General features: G+C 46.5%; 22 protein-coding genes. 18 read left to right on the top strand and 4 right to left on the bottom strand.

All coding sequences use genetic code 11. The features are described from left to right. Nucleotides 1-25 precede the first annotated feature (25 nt). On the top strand, nt 26-307 hold the full coding sequence (locus HF638_RS12000; protein WP_169480391.1) for a hypothetical protein: 282 nt from the start codon (nt 26-28) through the stop codon (nt 305-307). 104 nt (nt 308-411) lie between these two features. Here HF638_RS12000 and HF638_RS11995 read toward each other — a convergent pair whose 3' ends face one another. Further along, nucleotides 412-948, bottom strand: a complete 537-nt coding sequence (locus tag HF638_RS11995; protein ID WP_169480390.1) for a hypothetical protein — start codon at nt 946-948, stop codon at nt 412-414. Nucleotides 949-1,140: 192 nt separating this feature from the next. Here HF638_RS11995 and HF638_RS11990 point away from each other — a divergent pair, with 192 nt between their 5' ends. The 4 genes from HF638_RS11990 to HF638_RS11975 all read left to right on the top strand — a co-directional run bounded on the left by HF638_RS11990 (nt 1,141) and on the right by HF638_RS11975 (nt 3,063). Next, entirely contained in the window at nt 1,141-1,503 is a 363-nt protein-coding gene (locus tag HF638_RS11990; protein WP_169480389.1) for a hypothetical protein, read from the top strand. A 72-nt stretch (nt 1,504-1,575) separates the two neighbouring features. Further along, complete coding sequence (locus tag HF638_RS11985; protein ID WP_169480388.1) at nt 1,576-1,932, top strand: hypothetical protein; 357 nt, start codon at nt 1,576-1,578, stop codon at nt 1,930-1,932. A 42-nt stretch (nt 1,933-1,974) separates the two neighbouring features. After that, nucleotides 1,975-2,556 carry a hypothetical protein gene (locus tag HF638_RS11980; RefSeq protein ID WP_169480387.1) on the top strand — a complete coding sequence of 194 codons (582 nt, stop codon included), beginning with the start codon at nt 1,975-1,977 and terminating at the stop codon, nt 2,554-2,556. Nucleotides 2,557-2,559: 3 nt separating this feature from the next. Then, nucleotides 2,560-3,063, top strand: coding sequence for a hypothetical protein (locus tag HF638_RS11975; RefSeq protein ID WP_169480386.1), 504 nt, complete (start codon nt 2,560-2,562; stop codon nt 3,061-3,063). 86 nt (nt 3,064-3,149) lie between these two features. Here HF638_RS11975 and HF638_RS11970 read toward each other — a convergent pair whose 3' ends face one another. Genes HF638_RS11970 through HF638_RS11960 form a run of 3 tightly spaced genes read right to left on the bottom strand, consistent with a single transcriptional unit; the run spans nt 3,150 to nt 6,905 of the window. Continuing rightward, a complete protein-coding gene (locus tag HF638_RS11970) occupies nt 3,150-4,313 on the bottom strand; it encodes a Ger(x)C family spore germination protein (protein ID WP_169480385.1) in 1,164 nt (387 codons plus the stop codon). Beyond that, complete coding sequence (locus HF638_RS11965) at nt 4,310-5,812, bottom strand: spore germination protein (RefSeq protein ID WP_348982098.1); 1,503 nt, start codon at nt 5,810-5,812, stop codon at nt 4,310-4,312. Before HF638_RS11965 ends, HF638_RS11970 begins: the two co-directional genes overlap by 4 nt. Next, nucleotides 5,784-6,905 (bottom strand): GerAB/ArcD/ProY family transporter, encoded by a 1,122-nt coding sequence (locus HF638_RS11960; RefSeq protein WP_169480384.1) that lies wholly within the window; start codon nt 6,903-6,905, stop codon nt 5,784-5,786. Before HF638_RS11960 ends, HF638_RS11965 begins: the two co-directional genes overlap by 29 nt. A 195-nt stretch (nt 6,906-7,100) precedes the next feature. On the opposite strand from HF638_RS11960, the gene HF638_RS11955 reads away from it, so the two are divergent. From HF638_RS11955 to HF638_RS11895, 13 genes are all read left to right on the top strand, one after another. Next, the gene (locus HF638_RS11955; RefSeq protein WP_169480383.1) at nt 7,101-7,994 is read left to right on the top strand and encodes an NAD(P)-dependent oxidoreductase; all 894 of its coding nucleotides are present in this window, start codon (nt 7,101-7,103) and stop codon (nt 7,992-7,994) included. A 277-nt stretch (nt 7,995-8,271) separates the two neighbouring features. Further along, complete coding sequence (locus HF638_RS11950) at nt 8,272-9,003, top strand: nuclease-related domain-containing protein (RefSeq protein ID WP_017690394.1); 732 nt, start codon at nt 8,272-8,274, stop codon at nt 9,001-9,003. A 263-nt stretch (nt 9,004-9,266) separates the two neighbouring features. Next, entirely contained in the window at nt 9,267-10,157 is an 891-nt protein-coding gene (locus tag HF638_RS11945) for a hypothetical protein (RefSeq protein WP_169480382.1), read from the top strand. A 320-nt stretch (nt 10,158-10,477) separates the two neighbouring features. Next, nucleotides 10,478-10,924, top strand: a complete 447-nt coding sequence (locus HF638_RS11940) for a tellurite resistance TerB family protein (RefSeq protein ID WP_169480381.1) — start codon at nt 10,478-10,480, stop codon at nt 10,922-10,924. Between the two features lie 35 nt (nt 10,925-10,959). Continuing rightward, entirely contained in the window at nt 10,960-11,553 is a 594-nt protein-coding gene (locus HF638_RS11935) for a TerD family protein (RefSeq protein ID WP_062837433.1), read from the top strand. 90 nt (nt 11,554-11,643) lie between these two features. After that, complete coding sequence (locus HF638_RS11930) at nt 11,644-12,219, top strand: TerD family protein (RefSeq protein ID WP_091015801.1); 576 nt, start codon at nt 11,644-11,646, stop codon at nt 12,217-12,219. Nucleotides 12,220-12,312: 93 nt separating this feature from the next. Then, entirely contained in the window at nt 12,313-12,894 is a 582-nt protein-coding gene (locus tag HF638_RS11925) for a TerD family protein (protein WP_036606267.1), read from the top strand. 25 nt (nt 12,895-12,919) lie between these two features. Then, complete coding sequence (locus HF638_RS11920; protein WP_169480380.1) at nt 12,920-14,176, top strand: TerD family protein; 1,257 nt, start codon at nt 12,920-12,922, stop codon at nt 14,174-14,176. Between the two features lie 149 nt (nt 14,177-14,325). After that, the gene (locus tag HF638_RS11915) at nt 14,326-15,588 is read left to right on the top strand and encodes an HpcH/HpaI aldolase/citrate lyase family protein (RefSeq protein ID WP_169480379.1); all 1,263 of its coding nucleotides are present in this window, start codon (nt 14,326-14,328) and stop codon (nt 15,586-15,588) included. Further along, on the top strand, nt 15,518-16,951 hold the full coding sequence (locus tag HF638_RS11910) for a phosphoribosyltransferase family protein (protein ID WP_169480378.1): 1,434 nt from the start codon (nt 15,518-15,520) through the stop codon (nt 16,949-16,951). Before HF638_RS11915 ends, HF638_RS11910 begins: the two co-directional genes overlap by 71 nt. Beyond that, complete coding sequence (locus tag HF638_RS11905; protein ID WP_169480377.1) at nt 16,948-18,099, top strand: cysteine protease StiP family protein; 1,152 nt, start codon at nt 16,948-16,950, stop codon at nt 18,097-18,099. The genes HF638_RS11910 and HF638_RS11905 overlap by 4 nt, the downstream gene beginning before the upstream one ends. Further along, the gene (locus HF638_RS11900) at nt 18,099-18,947 is read left to right on the top strand and encodes an HAD family hydrolase (RefSeq protein WP_169480436.1); all 849 of its coding nucleotides are present in this window, start codon (nt 18,099-18,101) and stop codon (nt 18,945-18,947) included. Before HF638_RS11905 ends, HF638_RS11900 begins: the two co-directional genes overlap by 1 nt. After that, nucleotides 18,948-19,997 carry an ATP-grasp domain-containing protein gene (locus HF638_RS11895; protein WP_169480376.1) on the top strand — a complete coding sequence of 350 codons (1,050 nt, stop codon included), beginning with the start codon at nt 18,948-18,950 and terminating at the stop codon, nt 19,995-19,997. Nucleotides 19,998-20,019 lie beyond the last annotated feature (22 nt).

Here is a 20,019-nt window from a genome sequence, read left to right as displayed (position 1 = left end):
ATGTTCTCATGGGAGGAAGGATCAGATGATTACAGTTACAGCGGCTGGGCAGGAAGAGGCTCAATTATATGAGGAGTTGCGGCGTGCGATCGAAGATGTGGAAGAGGGCGAGCAGCGGCAAATAGTTCTGGGTCGGATAATCAGACAGCTCAGGTTCGCCAAGTGGCGCAAAGATCGGATGCGCAAGGTCGATGCATACTGCCAAAGGATCAAGCCCGCGACACTTTGGATCATATTAGCGACAGGCGCACTTACGCCGGTTTTGTTATTTAGCATGTTCATCTGGGTATCGTTGTGGGTGGAATGAAGTTGTAGCGAAGAGGGATAACAATATGAAGTTAATAAAAAAGAACCGTTAACCATCGGATTATTGTATTCCGACTGTAACGATTCTCTGAACTATCTTTAGAGTTAGTGGGACATTTGCGTAGATTTACCGTCTAAAGAGTGCACTTGTCCCTGAATATACTGGTGGTAATCGCGGAAGCTGCTGATGTGATGCAAAGAATCGGAGTTCTCGGACTGAATCTTAATTTTACCGTCCTGAGGCAGATTTTTCATCTCAGCAATGACGGATTTGGAACCCTGGATATCACCGGACATGTCTTGAATTCGCTGTAATAATGCTGGATGTCCTTCATGCTGGAGCATTTCTGCTAGGGGTCTCATCTCCTCCAACTTTTGGCTCGATCGTTCAAGTGTGGTCATTACTTTGTCCCCGTCTGTACTTGCGCTAAGCGAAACCATTCGGTGAATATGGTCTTTCTCCATACGCTCAAGTGCCTCAAGGTGGGAAGCTTCCAGTCGTTTGGGATCGCTCCAACTCTCCGACCGAACGGTGTCATTCTGCTGCTGAGAAGCATTATTCGCAGTGCCGTTACCACATCCCCATAACAAAGTTGAGCAAGTTAACACAGCTCCAATGGCGATGAACCTTTTTAACCTCATGCTGTCACTCCTTCGATAATTTCCTGAAGGTAGTATGAGCTATATTATCCAAAATGATGCTTATTCTCTTCATTTCTTTCCCAGCATGTAATTGAATAACCTTTTAAAATCGAGAGTACATATCTTCGCTATTTTTTTTAGCCTGTATTTTCACGCACAATAGCAACGTTATGTAATGAGGTGAGAAGCATTATGAATCTTTATACTAAGAACATATGGCGCTGGACCATCAATCTTTTATATCCTGCTATTATCTTTGTATTCCAGAGCTGGGGGCCAATATTAGATTCATGGATTATGCCCATCTTGTTCGTCGCGCTGTTCTGCTTTCTATGGAGCGATGTGAAGGACTTGTTCGTCTCGACGGGATTGACATGGTTTATTGCCATCCCGTGTTGGTGGTATTGGATTGAACGTCCGAAACCATCGTTCGGTGCAGAACATTTTGCCGCACATCTTTGGTTAATTGTACTTATGTATATTGTCTTTGTGCTCATTCCTCAGACCTTAATTCTGACTACTCGCTTGCGGGTAATGAATTATTATAAGAAGTGAAAGTTAGTTGAGAGTAGGCGGCAGTTGGCCGTTTTTTTTAAAAATAAAATGAACGCATGGGAGAGAGTTCGATTGTTGAGCAAAGATATAAGAAGAAGTAAAGAAAGAAGTTTTTTGTACATCATGATTTTCACCTTAATATACGGTCTGACATTACTAATCTGGCCGTTGATCGCATTTGCCATGGGAATGTCGCTCGCTGCACCCACTCCTTCTGAGTATCAGGTGGCAAGTCGTTTGGAGGGCGATATACTGATGTCATACCCACTCTGTGTTATAGCGGCTTTGGTTTCGGGATGGGTTTCTTATCATGAGAAAAGATACATCTTTCCTTACTGGATCATGCAGTTGCCATTGTTATGGATCGCTGCATGGATGCTGGTAAATTACTTCGGAGCAGCACTATCTGACATACCATTTCTACGATAATTAATTGTTTATAGAGATTCAATTTTAAGGAGAGGTTAATCTATGCCCAAGACAAGCAACCGTCAACGGGTAGCGTACGTGTTGTTCTTTGTATTGGTCGCTCTGTTTTTGATACGCTCTTGTGGTCCGCAGGACATCGACACAATCTTAAGCGAAAAAGGTATTCCCCCAGAACAGGTAAAGCTAGTTACAACTTTTGAACCGCGAACACAATTGGTTTTATATCAGGATCTCACTACGAATAACCTGACTCCTGCTTTGATCCAGCAAAAGATGTGGTTCACTGAACTGGCTAAAATAGGTGGTGGTCTGCAGGATAATCCGGCCGAGCCGCTTACTTCTCATATATCAGGATACGAGGAGTCTAAAGGGAAAATGATCTATATTATATACGGGTATCTCCACGATGCTGACATTACCCAGGTGCATATTCGCTACGAACCAAATCGGGCCTCTTCACGGTTGGAAGCGGAAATCGTGGAATCATCTTCCGATCAATCCAACGGCAGGTTGTGGTATGCGGTAATCCAGCAGCCGATTCACGAGATGATATGGGACATAAAAGGATTGAACGACGAAGGTCACGTCATCTACTCATCTCTCGATAGTGAGGTTAGGAGGTAACATATGAATCGTCTCAAAAGAATCAACAAGCCATACTTCATATTCCTCATCTGGAACGTACTCATGATTGGTGCTGTACGGGGGTTAACCTTTCAGCATGAACCCGGCAGAGGCGTATCTGGTAACGGTAATCTAGGGATTTTGGTTTTATTTCCATCTCTTCTGACCTTTCTAATTCTATGTATCTGGACGACCACTTTGTCCAAATGGTGGTTGTACGATCAGCGTCAGCGCTGGGGAGGGAAGATGCATGCCTCGATACCCCTGGTTGCTCTCCTGCTGTGTGTGTTATCTGTCGCTTGGGAGTTACACATCATCAATGACTTGCGCATGCAACTCAATGGATTTACGAATGATCCGAATTCGGCAGTATACCGTTTTGGTTGGCTGAACCAATACACGAACACACTGTTTTACAATGTTTCGATCCTGCTGTTCGGTCTGTTTTTCTCCATATTGACAGGATGGATTATGGAATGGAAACTTCGCAGTCATAGATCCGCATGATTCGAATTGCAAACGATCGACATCCATATACACAAATACCCCTTATCCGTCGTACCGAACGGGCAAAGGGGTGTTTCACATTCTTGCTACACTTTCCGTTTATATTTCCCTGTATATGGAATCGTGAGGTGGATTTTCAGATCCTTAATCGAGTCCTCCGTAAGCATCATCTTGCTCCCGTTGTTGGATAACTTGCGCCAGAGTTTCGGATTTTTGCGATACAGCTTCTCCTGAAGACCGTAAATATCCACACCACGCTCAAGGCCGTGACGATAGGTCTGCATGATCTGCTCCCGCAACTTCACTTCACTAATCTGGATCATCTCTTCATAAGAGGTGGGCACCAGGTATTCGTACAGGGCAGTGAGGTAGTGGGCATCAATGTTGAACGTAACGTCTTCACCCTGAATGACAGGTTTAATTTTGATCTTAGGCAATCCTACACTGAGTGCCCCATAGATCGTTCCATCCTTCTGCACAAGCAAGGGAGCACGCCGCATGTCTTTGATTAACCAATGATAACCGGGAAGCTGACTGCGTGGAAAGTATTCAAAGTCATAGCCAGTCTTCTCGAAAAAGGCCCCTTCTACCAGAAACAAATCATGTTTCTTCTCATTCTCAGCCCACTGGGTATTGTTCAATGCAAGACTCGGCAGATACGTCGTTGTAGCTGGATCATTATGCGTTGCAATGAGCTTGAAGCTGAGCACGGGCGGATACAACGATTCTTCCATATAAGTAGGGAGCGGATTGTGAAGAATACTATCCAGCGGTGACATATTATAGATGGACGTTGCGCTCAGAATTTTCTCCAGTGGTTCGCGGGTTCCATACACCCAAGTTGTATAACGGGATTCTGGAAAACGTCCCAGCATATCGAACACTTCTTTGATATGTTTACTGGTGAGCACACCTTCTGCCATAACGATGGCGGTCACATGCCCCCAAGCCATGTGTAATTGAGCCGTACGGAACAGCTCGTTCAGCGCCAGACTCATGGTTTTCCCTTCGGCATGTCCAACCCATACAGGTGGTGTATCTGCACTTTTGGTCGAACTTTCACTTTTGGCGACACTGGCAAAATCCAGTGTTTGTACATACAGGTGATACATGCCGTCCTTATAATCAATGCCAAAGGCTTTGGCGTAGTCTACCTGTTGAATCTCAAAGGCGCTCCAGCATCCACTCGTCATCACACACATCGATAGGCTTAACAGCCCCAGTATACATCGCCGCAACAAACGCTTCATCGTCCGTTCCCTTTCTTGCGGGGCTCCTGGGTCTCGAGATAGACGGGTCTACGTTTACCCAGCCCTTTTGGCAGTTTGAATAATGAAGCTATCGCTTGTTTGAAATGAAGCGGTGTTAACGGCGTCAGATATGGAATACCAAATGATTTGAGATCAGTCAGGTAGATGAGGAACAGAATCAACGATAGGATGAACCCATAGATGCCGAGGGATGCCCCCAAGACAAAACAAAGGAACCGCAGGATCAGCACAGAACTGGTCATGACCTGATTCACAATGGTTGCTCCCGCTACTACAGTGACTGCGATAATAACGATCATGAGTGGGGAGACCATACCGGCCCGGATGGCGGAATCCCCGATAATGAGACCTCCAACGACAGTCAGTGTCTGGCCGATGGCACTTGGCAAACGTACCCCCGCCTCCCTGAAAAGCTCCATCAGCAGCATAATGAGAAACATCTCCATTCCCGATTCCATCGGAAGTCCCATGCGTCCAACCGAGATCGTCGCGACTAGAGGAAAGGGGATCTGATCCATATGAAATGAGGTCAGCGCAATATAAAAGCCAGGCAGGAACACGGTGATCATCAGACCAAGAAAGCGTAGCATCCGTCCTACGTTCACAGGCAAGAAAGGAAAGCTGGCATCCTCCGGTGATTTGAGCAAAAGAAACAGATTGACTGGCCCAATAATGGCGCTGGGATTGCCGTCGACAATGAGGATAAAACGTCCGTTAAGGAGACATTCCGCAGCAAAGTCAGGCCTACCCGTATAATGGGTGACGGGAAACAAAGTAATCTTCGAAGGCGATAGCAATTCTTCCAGTTCATTGGCGGTCAAAATACGTTCGGTCTCAATCTTGCGCAACCGATCCTGGACGTCTTCAATCAGCTCCGGATTGGCGATATTCTTGATATACATCAGTGCCACCTTGGTTGCAGAACGTGAACCGATCAGTTCGATATTGCAGGCCAGTTGGTTCGTACGCAGACGTGTGCGTATCAGAGCAATATTGACGGCAAGGGGTTCAATGAACCCGTCTCTTGCCCCGCGAATAGATACTTCGGTGGTCGACTCCTCCGGTGTACGTGTCGGGATATTGGAAATATCAATACTCCACATGGCTTGAAGAGAAGGAATACAGATCAACATATGACCTTCAAAAACACGGAGAGACATCAGCTCGGTTCCGAATGCTGGATCTTGCAGGTCCATCCGGGTCCATTGCAGGCTGATGCATTTCTCAATGTCGGACGTACGGAAAAAGTGTGTTTGTTCATATGTTCGTTTGAGTTCCGGGAGAATAATATCATAGATCGCTTCACTGTCCACCATACCGCTGCAATATACCATAAGGATCTGCATCGGAGATTCACCGATCATGTGACTATTAATGATGACGTCGTCAGATCCGGCAAAAAAGGTGTTCAGGTTATGCTCGTTCATTCGGAACGGTTCAACGTCACGATTATTCTTGGGCTGGGTTGAGATCGGCACGTTCGGGAGCCTCCTTGTCCTTTTTGTGGATTAATGCAGCAATCGTTAATATCACGGTAACGACGGATACATAAGCGAGCATGACCGGGAACTGAATATGGTCCACATAATAATCCACATAATCAATGCGCCACCACTGCATCGCCATGAAGCTCATGATAACGGTAATGGTGAGAATAGCGATATATCGCTTCTTCGGTCTACGGAAATTAAGCAGATCCACGATGAGATACATAGATATGGCCACCCTTGTGAAGGAACCACTAAGCCACTGATAGATGGACAAAAAATCAACGTGTTGCAGCAACTTACCGATGTTCACCAGTTTCCATTGCTCATAGGGACTGTTTCGTTGTTTGGCTGCTTCTTCGGGACCGAATTCCACGATGGCTCCGATGGTTGGTCCGATCGCCATACTGAGCATAAACACGCCGAGGATCAGGATGTACCACCACCGAATTTTGCCTTTGACTTCATGTTGGAACAACATGAGAATCCAGATTTCCATAAGCCCGGCAAGGGAATAAATCATGCCCCGCCACACGGGACCCATACCGTTCTCCATGATCGGGAACAACAGGCTGTAGTCTTTATATTTCATATTGGCGGACATTACGAAATAACCGAGCAGAACCACAAAAGGCAGTAGAAGACTGGAAGTCATCGCAATGGAGCGTATGCCTTTAGCCGCTGCCCACGCGGCAACCAATGCTCCGCCACCTGCCAGAACATAGGGAGGTGTGAATTGAAGATAAGTGGATACGGTCCAGTTGGTTGTCTCATACAGCGTATGCGTGCCAAGCGTGAATAGCAGAATGGAAGCGGAGATGCGGAAGATCCAAGATGGAACCGCACCGAATTCTCGCGTAATCCAATCTGTTAATCGCTGTCCACGTACTCGCCGAATGATGATGTACATCATACATAGAAACAACATGAAAAAGGGAGCGGCTGCGACAACAGACAACCATCCGTCTCGACCTGCTGCTTCCAGAATTGCTGGAATGGACAAGACATGGCAGACCAGTCCGGCACTTAATAAAATGATGGAAAAGGACAACCAGATGGTAATTTGACCTTTTTCACGACTCATGGGAATCCTCCTTTCCAATGAAGGAAGTTTACGTTAGGTTGTACAGCATATGGGAAGTTGATTCCTTTTTCAGATTTTTTCACAGAAAGCGGCAAACGAGATGGACGAGCCAGGCAGAAAGCTTTAACATACAGATATAGCAATGTCGAAGACAACTACTGAGCGAAGTATAGAGAAATAGGGAGGAAACCTGCGATGACAAATACGACGAAGGCACCTGGAGAGACGAAAGTTGGCTTTATTGGTACAGGCGTGATGGGTAAAAGCATGGCTGGGCACATCCAGCAAGCGGGATATCCGCTGCATGTGTACACGCGAACTGCTGCCAAAGCGGAAGCGTTGGTGAAAGAAGGTGCCGTATGGCATGACACACCAGGCAAACTGGCTGCCGCGTGTGATGTCATCATCACAATGGTGGGGTATCCGAAAGATGTAGAGGAGATTTATCTCGGTGAGGATGGTCTCGTAGCCAATGCCAAACCGGGTTCATATCTGATTGATATGACGACATCCAGTCCGCTACTGGCTGCACGAATCTTTGAAGCTGCGGAAGCCAAAGGACTGCATGCACTGGACGCGCCTGTGTCGGGCGGCGATATCGGAGCGCAGAACGCCAAGCTGTCCATTATGGTTGGTGGTAGTTCGGAGGCCTTTGAAGCCGTGCGTCCGGTGTTTGAGCAGATGGGCAGCAACATTGTGCTGCAAGGCAAGGCGGGAGCCGGGCAGCATACCAAAATGTGCAACCAGATTGCCATTGCCTCTGGCATGATGGGCGTATGCGAAGCACTCGCCTATGCCAAGACATCTGGTCTGGACGCGGAGAACGTGCTGAAGAGCATTGCTACCGGTGCAGCCGGAAGCTGGTCGCTCAGCAATCTCGGTCCGCGCATGATCGCAGGCGATTATGAGCCTGGATTCTATGTGAAACATTTTATCAAAGACATGGGAATTGCACTGGAGTCTGCAAAAGCGATGGGCATGAAAACGCCTGGACTGGCTCTGGCCGAATCTCTGTATCAAGAAATAGCGAATAATGGTCTGGAAGAGAAGGGTACACAGGTGCTCTACACCTATTATCTTCAGGCTTAACAACCAAGAGAACAGCAGCGTATTCTTTTTCTATCCAGGAAAGGTTACGCTGTTTTTTTTAATTTTTCGGCCTTTTTATGCGTCTAAAGTCACAGAATTGGTTAAATGTTCATATGTACTTTGCGTATTGGAGAGATTTTGATCGTTTTCCCTTTATTTTTCCCCCTCTTTATCCGACATAAGTAATAGAAGTTTACATAATGAATGTGTCAAAGGATGTTATTCCTCCTGTAATGGTCACCCGTAACCCACACTACAATAGAACGGAGCTTGTCCCATGTTCAAGAAAATCCTGTCTCTGTTCAAGACACAGCCAGAGCTTGCGAACCAGATTACAGCCTCCGCTTCAGCCTTACCATCGACGACAACCATTCCACCGCGTATGGTCCGCAGTAAGCGCAAGAAAAAAGCGGAAGGGGATTGGACACGTCAGCCGGAGGAGCCTAGCACAGCAGATCAGCTGATAGGTCTTCCAAGTCAATATAAAGTGCTGAACGACCTGCTCGTTACCAATCCGAAGTCACGCTCCGGTTATTCGCAGATTGATCATGTCGTGATCGGTCCTCGGGCAATCTTTGTGATCGAAACCCGAAATCTGACGACAGGTGAGATTCGCGGCGGAAGAAGAGAGGCCAATTGGTCGGTCAGCAGCAGCCGGGTCAAAATGTACAATCCGCTCATGCAGCATCGTGCACATGTGGAAGCCATCCATGCGCACCTTGGAGACTATAAAAGAGTACGCCTTGTCTCCATGGTGACCTTCACGAACCGTTGCCGGATCAGTGTTGATCCTGCTGTGAGATATGTGAATTCGGATGAACTGATCATCTACGATCATGAATTGGTAGAGACCATTCAGCGCAAGACAGAGCGACTTGAGACTGAAGTTCCCGAGACTGTCTTTCAAGAGAAGGATATTCAGGCGATCTACGCTCTGCTCTCATCGGTCAATTCTACGGATCCTCAGATTCGGTCAGAACACATGGAGAAAGCTAAAGGAATTAAATAATTCCGCTTCACGAACACTGTTGTCCCTACGGATGGCAGTGTTTTTGTGTTGCGTGGGTAGTTAATACAGGGATAGTAAAAGGCTTTAGACACAGGTATATCGTCGTATACAACCGATTTTTGACTTATGATAGAATGTAGACCATGTCCAATTGTGAATCAAGCATGTTATCTGAAAGGATATTTTTGGTAGTGAGTGTTCAAGGTTTGAAACAGAGGTTAATGGTTCTCAGGAATATACATACGATAGGGGAAGATTTTACGATGAAATGGAATTATACGATAAAGACGTTCACAGTCATGTTTAGTTTGGCAGCGATTCTGACAGCTTGTAGTGGTGGAGCGAAAGAGACGTCCTCGCCGGAGTCTGCTTCCGGTACAGAAGTTACTTCATCAGAGACAAGTAGCTCGAATGCTGCTGTAACAGAAACCGCAGCAACCGGTTCGAATGGGAGTGAGCAGACAGGTTCAGCTACAGAAGAAACTTCTTCCACTGACGACGGCAAGATTGGAAAGGACTCCACATTGGAAGAGTTGAAGCAGCAGTATGCAGATCAGCTTGGTTATATCCGTATCCCTCTGAATGATCATCCGGTGCGTCGGGTTAGTGAGGAAGGTTCCAAAAACATTAATGTCGCCAATTATAGTGATGCCGTTGTGGACATGAATGCGGAGGTTCCAATTCATTCCGATTCGCAGCGGTTGATTGATGATGCCTTTCCATTTTTCACAACCGTACAAGCACCTGATGAATCTTATATAACTTGGGAAGAAGCAACCAATCTGGAGCGTGCCATGGTGAAAACGCTGTTTATCGCCCGTGAAGGCCTCTTGATTACCGAAGATGCGATGAAAAATAAGGATTATAGCAGTACATCGTTCCAGGATTCCAAGGATTTCTTCAGCGTCACAGCGAAATTTGAATCTATGGCACCCGTAGCACAACATCCCCGAGACATCACGTTGAGTACGTTATACGACAAAGCCCGCACGTCGTGGGGCAAGCTTGCTGAGATGGATCCGGAGCAGGATGAAGCGGCGTTTGCCGAGATGTATAAGACGACGAGAACAGATGCCAACAATGCGATGGGATTGCTTAATGTTCTGTTGTCTACGAATGAGGAAGAGCGGATCGAAGAGATCTACGGTAAGTGAACAGAGGTATTGAATAGAATATGAATGAGCTAAACCCTGACTGCCTGTGATGATCGGCTGTCAGGGTTTTATGTGTTATATCCGAATAGAATCCGAAAAAACGAAGTGTAGAGAAGATTTTTGAAATCCGCTTGAAACTATATTCAGAACGACGCGTATCATAAGGTATTAATTGTTTTTTAATGTAGAATATTGCCGTATTTCAGAGTATAGTTAAGGAATAATTTAACTTATATTCAATCATGATGTAGGGATGAAAATTACTGAAAATCATGAAAAAAAGTGAAGAACACCATGTTTGAAACTATTGGAGGTTGAGTATGAGTTCATTTAAAAGCTGGTTAAATTCAACAAAACAAGGACTTGAAGAGCAAGTCAAAAAGTTTAAAAATAAAGATTTTATGGACGCCGTAGTTGCAGGTTGTGCACTGGTTGCTTTCGCGGATGGTTCCATTGACGAAGCCGAGAAGAACAAGATGGCCGGTTATATTAAACTGAGTCAGGAATTGAAAGTATTCGACATGGGCGAAGTGATTACACGCTTCAATCATTACGTGGCGAACTTTGAGTTCTCTCCGGAGATCGGGAAGCAGGAAGCACTGAAAGCCATTGGGAAGTTCAAATCCAAGCCGGATGTGGGCCGCGTTATTGTGGGCGTATGTAGTGCGATTGGTTCAGCTGACGGCAACTTTGATGATCAGGAGAAAAGAGTTGTTACCGAGATATGCATTGTACTTGGACTGAATCCGGGTGAATTCAATCTCTAAGTAGCTATTTTACATATGAAGGGAGGTGAAAATCAGTGGCAAGCATTAATTTGGTCAAAGGACAGAAGATTGATTTAACCAAAGGCAATGCAGGACTTACTGAGGTGATTGCTGGTCTCGGTTGGGACCCGGTAACTGCCAAAGGGTTCTTCGGAAGAAAGAAACAAGCGGATATCGATTGTGATGCATCGGCGATCATGTTGAATGAGGAAGGCAAGTTGGTGAAGGACTCCAACCTGGTTTGCTTCCACAACAAGCAAAGTGCATGTCGTTCGGTTATCCATTCAGGTGACAATTTAACAGGTCAGGGAGACGGTGACGACGAACAGATCAAAATGGATCTGTCCCGTATTCCTGCTGATGTTCATAAAGTATTAATCGTTGTTAATATCTACGATTGTGTCAATCGCAAGCAAGATTTTGGCATGATTGAGAAGGCTTATATTCGTATTCTGGATGGTAAAAATTCCAGTGAGCTCGTGAAGTTCAATCTATCCGATAACTACACAGGATCAACAGCGTTGATCTGTGGTGAATTGTATCGTCATGGAGGCGAATGGAAATTCTCGGCAATTGGAGAGGGTTCCCATGCGGTACATATCAACGAACTCGCTCGCAGGTACTCTTAAGTACAAGATTTAACCTAAATCGACAATAATCCTGATATTCATATGTCACGATAACTACAATACATTTAAATAAGTGAGGATGATCATACGATGGCAATTAATCTCTCTAAAGGTCAAAAAATCGATCTGACTAAAACGAACCCAGGTTTGACAAAAATCACAGTAGGTTTGGGCTGGGATACCAATAAGTATGATGGCGGAAAAGACTTTGACCTGGATGTATCGGTATTCTGTGCCAATGCAAACGGTAAAGTAGAAGGCGAGAAAAACTTCATCTTCTTCAACAATCCACAAAATGAAAATGGTTCTGTTGTTCACACCGGTGACAACCGTACAGGAGATGGCGATGGTGATGATGAGCAGATCAATATTGACCTGCCTAACGTACCCGCGAATGTAGAGAAAATTGCTTTCTCCATTACGATCTACGAAGCTACAGAACGTAGCCAGAACTTCGGACAAGTCTCCCGTGCTTATGTGCGAATCGTCAACGAAGCAAACAACGAAGAACTGATTCGTTTTGACCTGGGAGAAGACTTCTCCATTGAAACGGGTGTAGTTGTTGGTGAATTGTATCGTCATAATGGCGAGTGGAAGTTCAGTGCCATCGGTAGTGGTTACCAGGATGGATTGGTTGGATTGACACGCGACTACGGTTTGCAATAGGACGTACAGAAAGACTTACAGGATGGGAAGAACCGTCTCCTGGACGGTTCTCCTTTTCATTTAATCACATATTTTGGAAAGGTGGAAAAACAAATGACGATCAGTCTTGCCAAAGGACAACGTATTGACCTGACTAAGACAAATCCGGGCCTTACCCGTGTGGTGGTTGGTTTGGGTTGGGATACAAACAAATATAGTGGTGGAGTCGACTTTGACCTGGACGCTTCGGCTTTTTTGTTGTACGAAGATGGAAAAGCCAAAGGTACGGATGACTTTGTTTTTTACAACAATCCAAGCGGCGGTGCGGGTTCAGTAACACATACTGGTGATAACCGTACAGGTGAAGGTGACGGCGATGATGAGCAAGTTGTTGTTGACTTCAGCAAAATCCCTGCGCACATTCACCGGATCGGTATTACGGTAACCATCTATGATGGAGATGGACGAGGGCAGAATTTTGGACAAGTCTCCAACGCTTTCGTTCGTGTTGTAGATGCTGCAAGTGATCGGGAAGTGCTTCGTTTCGACCTCGGAGAAGACTACTCTACCGAAACAGCTGTGGTGTTCTGTGAGTTCTACCGTGCAGGTGCGGACTGGAAATTCCAGGCGGTAGGCAGCGGCTTCACAGGTGGACTATCTGCTTTATGCAAAAATTACGGACTGGATGCACAATAACTTGGCATAGAAAGGTGAGTCTGCTATGGCGATTTCTGTCGTGAAAGGCCAGAAGAGTGATCTGACCAAAACCAATCCGGGCTTGTCCCGTCTAACGGTAGGCATTGGTTGGGAGGCAGCCTCGGGTGTGGAGCTGGACACATCAGCATTCCTTCTGGGTTCAGACAATAAAGTGTCTGGAGATGAGGATTTTATCTTTTATAACCAGCCCTCTACCTCGTTCATCACGTATAAGGATGGCGGGCAGGTTGGTGGCGAGAAGAAACAGTTCGCCATTGATCTTGACAAAATTCCTGCTCGAATTGAGAAAATCGCCTTCAGCCTGACGATTCATGACGGTGAAGCACGACGCCATCATTTTGGACAGGTTCAGCATGGTTTTCTACGGTTTGCCAATGCAGCTACAGGTCAGGAAGTGATGAGATACGATCTGGGGAGCGGTTTTACAGTGGAGACCGCGATTGTCATCGGTGAATTGTATCGCCATAACGGAGAATGGAAGTTCAATGCAATAGGATCGGGTTTTGCAGGTGGTTTGAATGCACTCTGCGCTAACTTTGGTGTGGATGTGGATGGTGGATCAGAACCTGCACCAACGACTTCAACCGTTCCTCCGACAGCTGTACCTACTCCACCACCCCCGGTGCCCGCACCAGAACCGACGCCTTCCCCTGTGAATTCGATCAATTTCAGCAAAATTGAATTGAAGAAGAAGGGCGACACCATTAACCTCAAGAAAAATGCGGGGGGACTTGGTGAAATCCTGATTAACCTGAACTGGAATCAACAGGGTAGCAAAGGGTTATTTGGTCGTAGCAAGAGTGTGGATCTGGACTTGGGTTGCCTGTTCGAGATGAAGGATGGTACACGAGATGTAATTCAGGCATTGGGACAAACGTTTGGTTCACTGAATCGTTTCCCTTATATTGCACTGGATGGGGATGACCGGACGGGATCTGTTAAGACGGGAGAGAATCTGCGGATTAATGGTGCCCGTATCTCGGAAATTGAGCGCATCTTGGTATTCACCTATATTTATGGTGGTGTGGCCAACTGGTCTCAAGTAGACGGTGTGGTAACTATCCAACAGAAGGACGGCCCGGATATCATTGTCCGAATGAATGAATACGGGAGCCCGCTTGGCATGTGTGGCATCGCGATGTTACGCAATGTGAACAATGAGACATTCAGTATTGAACGAATCGTGCAGTTCTATAATGGGCATCAGGCGTTGGACGAGGCTCATGATTGGGGAATGCAGTGGGTTGCGGGAAGAAAGTAATCATTTGTATTCATTCAATATATAAACGCTGTATCGGTCAGCACCATTGCAAGGATACTGTTGACCAACGTTATCCTCGATAATAGACCATCAATCCCTCCAGATTAAGGAGGGATTGGTTTTTATGCCCCGACAGCTGGAATCAATTCATGCAGATTGGCTATTGCCAAAGGTGCGAGGAGGAGACAATCCTGAAATATTTCAATTTTTTGAGTCTGGAAGAAGAAGATACTTTATTTTTCTCTTCACCCGTCTCGTTCAATCACCGGACTTCCAAAGATTTACTGGCATATGCTGTTGGGGCTGCTTTATATATGCCCGCGACGCGCACTCATATCGCGGACGACATTATGAATGGTAAGCATGAAGGTCTAACAACTATTATTATTGATCTGGAAGACGCTGTGGGGGACGACCAAGTGGAGTTTGCCGAACAGTGTCTGGTACAGCATCTAACTCAACTGATGACTTATATGGAGACAGGCATGCTTAGTCAGGATCGAATGCCTCTTCTGTTTGCTCGTGTACGTTCACCACAACAGTTGGAACGTCTGATTGATACGTTGGGAGAACTGGTATCCATGCTGACAGGATTGGCTTTGCCCAAGTTTTGTGTGGATAATGGCAGAGCCTATTTCGATCAAATCCGCAAATACAATCAACTGAAACCGGATCATTATCCTGTTCTCTATGGCATGCCCATATTGGAGACTGCTTCGATAATCTATCGGGAGACACGTTGGGAGACTTTGCTGGACCTTCGAAACATCCTCGATGAGAATTATGAATATGTGCTTAATGTACGCATTGGTGCGACCGATTTCTCTAGCTTGTTTGGACTACGTCGAAGCCCGGAATTGACCATATACGATATCGCCACGATCCGTGACTGCATCTCGGATATTATCAATCTGTTCGGACGGATGGACAAGCCGTATGTGATATCGGGTCCGGTCTGGGAATATTTCAGTCAGCGGGAGCGCGTGTTCAAACCTCAATTACGACAGACTCCATTCGAAGAAACCCTGGGCAAATCAGGGCTGCATCTGAGAATGAAATATATTACGAACACAATGGATGGATTGATGCGTGAAGTCATGATGGACAAGGAAAATGGAATTGTAGGCAAAACGATCATTCATCCTTCTCATATTAAGCCCGTACAAGCGATGTACGTTGTTACACATGAGGAATATTCCGATGCACAAGACATCATCGCCCGTAATGACGGTAGCCTGGGTGTGTTCAAAAGTAATTACTATAACAAAATGAATGAGATTAAACCACACTTGAGCTGGGCAAATCGAATTCTAATCCGATCACAAATATATGGGGTGTTACATGAACAGCAGCATTTTGTCGGGCTCTTGCCCAAGCACGAACAACAACATAACTACGTTCCCAATTCTTGATCAATTCAGTCTGCACGTTCAGGTTACACATAACCCGCTGGAACTTCCACTAGAATCTCTATTTTCCATGGCTGCACGAATCAATAAGAAACGTTCATTTCTGTTTGTAAGCAAACTGCTGGGCAAGCACATCCCGGTTAACCCGTATACCTCGCTTCTGAGTGGCGCGGCATTGGCTGTTCTGCTGTACGAGCACCTGACTGATAAGACGGAAGAGACGAAAGATCAGATAGTCAAGTGGAAACGGGAAATGGTCGAGGGGTTAATTGATCCCAAGCAAGCCCGGCAAGTGTACAACATGCTGTTGCAAGAAAGCTTGAGTTTGCCGGAAACGATTCGTTTTGTTGGTTTTGCCGAGACCGCTACAGCGTTGGGTCACAGCATGTACGAGATGTTTGCTGATCAAGCTTCTTATATTCACACCACTCGCGAGTATGTTCCAGCGATGCATCCAGATATTCAATTTGAAGAAGAACATTCCCATGCGATGGCTCATCGTTGTTATGCGTTGGATCATGAAGCCTTTGCAGGAGAGGGCCCGATTGTTCTGGTGGACGACGAGATTACGACGGGCAAAACGACGTTGAATATCATTCGGGATATTCAGGCTAGATATCCCCGCAAGCAATATGTGATTGCTTCATTGCTGGACTGGCGTACGGAAGCGGACGAGAATCGATTTGCCGAACTGGAAGTTGAGCTTGGGATTACGATTACACCATTAAGCCTGCTGAAGGGCCGCATTGATGTGGTGGGTACTCCACAGTTGGAAGCAACACCCCAAGATGAGCAGCTGTCTCATCCTGCCGTGACCATTCAGACATCTACCGTTGCCGATGCCTTCGAACAGCTGCATGCCACTTCGGAGGATGGTGAAGGTAAACGTAGTACAGCGAGCTACGTCCAGCATACGGGCAGGTTTGGTATGCAATCCCGGCATAATGGCGTATTACGTCAGGAGATTAGCCAGATTGCAGAACGACTTCGGTCGCAGCGTACGGGAGAACGGACGTTGGTGATGGGAACAGGGGAGTTCATGTACATTCCGATGCGTATTGCTGCCGAGATGGGAGAAGGCGTGTTGTATCAATCCACTACTCGCAGTCCAATCCATACACAACCAGCTCCAGGATATGCTGTTGTTAGTGGGGCTGGATATGCTTCACCGGAAGACGCATCTGTTCGTAACTTTATCTATAACATTGCCCCGGGGCAATATGATGAGATTTTTGTTCTGTTGGAGAGACAGATGTCTAGAGAGCGAATGGAACCGATGGTGAAGGTACTGGAGCAGTTAGGATGCGGACACATTCATATTGTATATTGCGGCTTGCCAGAGAAGACAGGGGACAACGAGCAATGAACTTAACTACACTGGAGCTAATCAGACAACGTGAGATTCCGTCTCCCGAACCGATGGGCAGCTATGCTGCATCGGACGTTGTTTTCCTACTGAAGGATATCAGCCATGTGGATTTGGAAAAGGGTACGGGTGAACGGGAGCAGGCGATCCAATCCGGGGTTCATTATTCGGAGATGCTGCCCGTGGAATATCAGCCCACAGCAGAATACATCGAACTGTTTCACCAGACGCTGGAACAATCCGCTGCAAGAATCGCACGTCATACCGCCATTGTGGCTGAGAAGATTGTAGAGCGCAGGGGACTGAATCTGGTGCTGGTATCTCTGGCTCGAGCCGGAACCCCTGTGGGCATCCTGATCAAACGTTATATTGAATTGAAATACAAGGTGACGATTCCGCATTATAGCATTTCGATTATTCGTGGCAAGGGTATGGACGAGAACGCAATTTTATATATTTTACAGCAGCATGGTCTGGAAACAGCCCTTCAGTTTGTAGACGGTTGGACAGGCAAAGGGGCTATTCGCAAAGTGCTGAAAGAGTCCTGTGACCAAATGGAGCGGACTTATGGCGTAAGTCTCGATGATGATCTTGCTGTATTGGCTGATCCGGGGCAATGCTCAGGAACTTTTGGGACGAGGGAAGATTATCTTATTCCTAGTGCTTGTCTGAATTCCACTGTCTCTGGACTGGTGAGCCGTACAGTACTTCGCGATGATCTGATTGGGCCGGCAGATTTTCATGGGGCCAAATGGTATCGTGAATGGTCCTCTGCGGATGTGTCGACCCAATACGTGGATACCATCGCTCAGCATTTCCCACAGGTGATGAACCAAGCGGAGATTCGCTCGGAGGACAATGCCACCGATACTTCGGAAATCACTTGGAAAGGCTGGCAGGATATCGAGTCCATCCAGCAATCCTTTGGCATTGCGAACATCAATCTGATCAAACCCGGAATCGGGGAAACAACCCGAGTGTTATTGCGCCGGGTCCCCTGGAAAATTCTCGTGGATCGACTCGATAATCCGGATTTACAACATATTATGATGCTCGCGAGAGACAGGAATGTGCCGGTTGAAGTATATCCGGGATTAACCTATTCCTGTTGCGGTATTATTCAATCCCTGGGAGGTGGAGGAGAATGATGATCTACGCAAGTGATCTGGACCAGACGCTGGTGTATTCCCGTCGGGCGCTCCGTATTCCCGAAGATACACCGGGACTTGTTCCCGCTGAGTGGATTAACGGCAAGTTGTCCGCTTTTATGTCAGCATATGCACTGGAGCGATTGCAGTCTTTGCCACAAGACATTGTATTTATGCCTGTAACGACACGTACCGTGGAGCAGTACCGGCGCATTCATATTTTTCAGACCGAATGTATTCCGAAATATGCGGTGACGAGTAATGGTGGCAACATTATTGTTGACGGTCAGGTAGACGATGAATGGAACCTGTATATTCGTTCTTTGCTTCGTCAGCAGGCAGCTACTCCCGAAGAGATCCTGGATTTATTTGACGATGTGCTGAGCCCGGAGTGGGTAATTAATCAGCGATTGTGTGATGAGCTGTTCTTTGCATTGCTGATCGAACGTGACAAGCTTCCAATGGAGCATATTGCGGAAAAGATTCGGGTGTTAGAGACACTGGGATGGGAGAGTTCAATCCAGGGTCGGAAGCTCTATCTGGTGCCTTCGGCCGTGAACAAACGAGCTGCAGTGGAGCACATTAGGCAACGCATTGGTGATGTGCCTGTGATTGCTTCAGGTGACTCTTTGCTGGATCGTTGTTTGCTGGACTTTGCGCAGCATGCCATTGCTCCATCTCACGGAGAGTTGCATGTGGAGAGACAGCGTGTACCTGAGCAAGTACCGTATCAATTTACGGAACAATTCGGTGCATTTGCAGCAGATGAGATTCTCGATTACGTTCACCGTATTCATAACGATCAACAGACCCAGATAGACCATGCCGATATAAGGGAGACCGTATAAATGAAAAAAATGAAGATTTACTTCAACCGTTGGTTCTCTGTAACGTACCATTATATGAATGCGATTCGGGACAATGAGGACGGCATGGAATTTGAGATCTACGGTACTCACCCTGATCCGGGACACATGGCATTACAGGGCTGTGATGTTGCAGAAGTTGAACCGCGTGTAACGGGCCGGGAATATGTAGATTTTTGCCTCGACTTTTGCCGTCGTCATCAGATTGATGTGTTTATTCCACGCTGGAACATGCTGGACATCAGCAGACATATCTCCCTGTTCGAAGAGATCGGTACACGGGTTATCGTATGCTCGGACACGGAATTGCTGGAACAATTGATGGAGAAAGACCGCTTCTATGAATCGGTGCGTGAGAAAGGCATTATGGAGATTCCGGATTATTTCACGGTTAATAATGCTGCACAATTCCAGCAAGCCTATGAGGCGCTGCGCGCACTTGGACATGATGTATGCTTCAAACCATGTAATGGTGAGGGCGGCATGGGATTCCGGGTGATCAACAATGAACGTGATCCGTTGCAGGAGTTGTTCGGGTATGCGCTTAACTCTATTTCATATGAAGATGCCCTGCGTGCGTTCTCTTCTGCTCCGTCCTTTCCCAATGTCATGGTGATGGAGGTACTGGAAGGATATGAATACAGCATTGATTGTCTTTCGGACCGTAATGGGAAACTCATAACGGCGATCCCGCGTAGAAAAGAAAGAGGACGTTTGCGCTTGCTCGAAGAAAACGAGGAATTGCTCGCGATTGCCCGTAATGTGGCAGAGGTATATCGAATTCCTTATAATTTTAATATACAGATGAAATATCGCAAGGATACACCGAAGCTGCTGGAGATCAATCCGAGAATGTCGGGTGGATTGCATATGTCTTGTCTGTCGGGCGTGAACTTCCCTTATCTGGCGGTCAAGTCTGCACTAGGCCATGATATTGGACCACTTCATCCGAAGTTTGGTCTTCTGGGAAGTCATATCGAACAGCCATTTATAATCGACGTTCAGAAGGTAAGCGGAGTACACCACGTCTAGCTGAGAAAGTTCCTCAACATTG

Source organism: Paenibacillus sp. SZ31, from assembly GCF_012912005.1.
GTDB lineage: Bacteria > Bacillota > Bacilli > Paenibacillales > Paenibacillaceae > Paenibacillus.
This window is presented reverse-complemented; position numbering and strand designations above follow the sequence as displayed.

What these genes read in the sequence shown, in the direction of transcription:
- HF638_RS12000 (WP_169480391.1), top strand. Translation starts at nt 26, where the DNA reads ATGATTACAGTTACAGCGGCTGGGCAGGAAGAGGCTCAATTATATGAG.
- HF638_RS11995 (WP_169480390.1), bottom strand. Translation starts at nt 948, where the DNA reads ATGAGGTTAAAAAGGTTCATCGCCATTGGAGCTGTGTTAACTTGCTCA.
- HF638_RS11990 (WP_169480389.1), top strand. Translation starts at nt 1,141, where the DNA reads ATGAATCTTTATACTAAGAACATATGGCGCTGGACCATCAATCTTTTA.
- HF638_RS11980 (WP_169480387.1), top strand. Translation starts at nt 1,975, where the DNA reads ATGCCCAAGACAAGCAACCGTCAACGGGTAGCGTACGTGTTGTTCTTT.
- HF638_RS11975 (WP_169480386.1), top strand. Translation starts at nt 2,560, where the DNA reads ATGAATCGTCTCAAAAGAATCAACAAGCCATACTTCATATTCCTCATC.
- HF638_RS11970 (WP_169480385.1), bottom strand. Translation starts at nt 4,313, where the DNA reads ATGAAGCGTTTGTTGCGGCGATGTATACTGGGGCTGTTAAGCCTATCG.
- HF638_RS11960 (WP_169480384.1), bottom strand. Translation starts at nt 6,905, where the DNA reads ATGAGTCGTGAAAAAGGTCAAATTACCATCTGGTTGTCCTTTTCCATC.
- HF638_RS11955 (WP_169480383.1), top strand. Translation starts at nt 7,101, where the DNA reads ATGACAAATACGACGAAGGCACCTGGAGAGACGAAAGTTGGCTTTATT.
- HF638_RS11950 (WP_017690394.1), top strand. Translation starts at nt 8,272, where the DNA reads ATGTTCAAGAAAATCCTGTCTCTGTTCAAGACACAGCCAGAGCTTGCG.
- HF638_RS11945 (WP_169480382.1), top strand. Translation starts at nt 9,267, where the DNA reads ATGAAATGGAATTATACGATAAAGACGTTCACAGTCATGTTTAGTTTG.
- HF638_RS11940 (WP_169480381.1), top strand. Translation starts at nt 10,478, where the DNA reads ATGAGTTCATTTAAAAGCTGGTTAAATTCAACAAAACAAGGACTTGAA.
- HF638_RS11930 (WP_091015801.1), top strand. Translation starts at nt 11,644, where the DNA reads ATGGCAATTAATCTCTCTAAAGGTCAAAAAATCGATCTGACTAAAACG.
- HF638_RS11925 (WP_036606267.1), top strand. Translation starts at nt 12,313, where the DNA reads ATGACGATCAGTCTTGCCAAAGGACAACGTATTGACCTGACTAAGACA.
- HF638_RS11920 (WP_169480380.1), top strand. Translation starts at nt 12,920, where the DNA reads ATGGCGATTTCTGTCGTGAAAGGCCAGAAGAGTGATCTGACCAAAACC.
- HF638_RS11915 (WP_169480379.1), top strand. Translation starts at nt 14,326, where the DNA reads ATGCAGATTGGCTATTGCCAAAGGTGCGAGGAGGAGACAATCCTGAAA.
- HF638_RS11910 (WP_169480378.1), top strand. Translation starts at nt 15,518, where the DNA reads ATGAACAGCAGCATTTTGTCGGGCTCTTGCCCAAGCACGAACAACAAC.
- HF638_RS11905 (WP_169480377.1), top strand. Translation starts at nt 16,948, where the DNA reads ATGAACTTAACTACACTGGAGCTAATCAGACAACGTGAGATTCCGTCT.
- HF638_RS11900 (WP_169480436.1), top strand. Translation starts at nt 18,099, where the DNA reads ATGATCTACGCAAGTGATCTGGACCAGACGCTGGTGTATTCCCGTCGG.
- HF638_RS11895 (WP_169480376.1), top strand. Translation starts at nt 18,948, where the DNA reads ATGAAAAAAATGAAGATTTACTTCAACCGTTGGTTCTCTGTAACGTAC.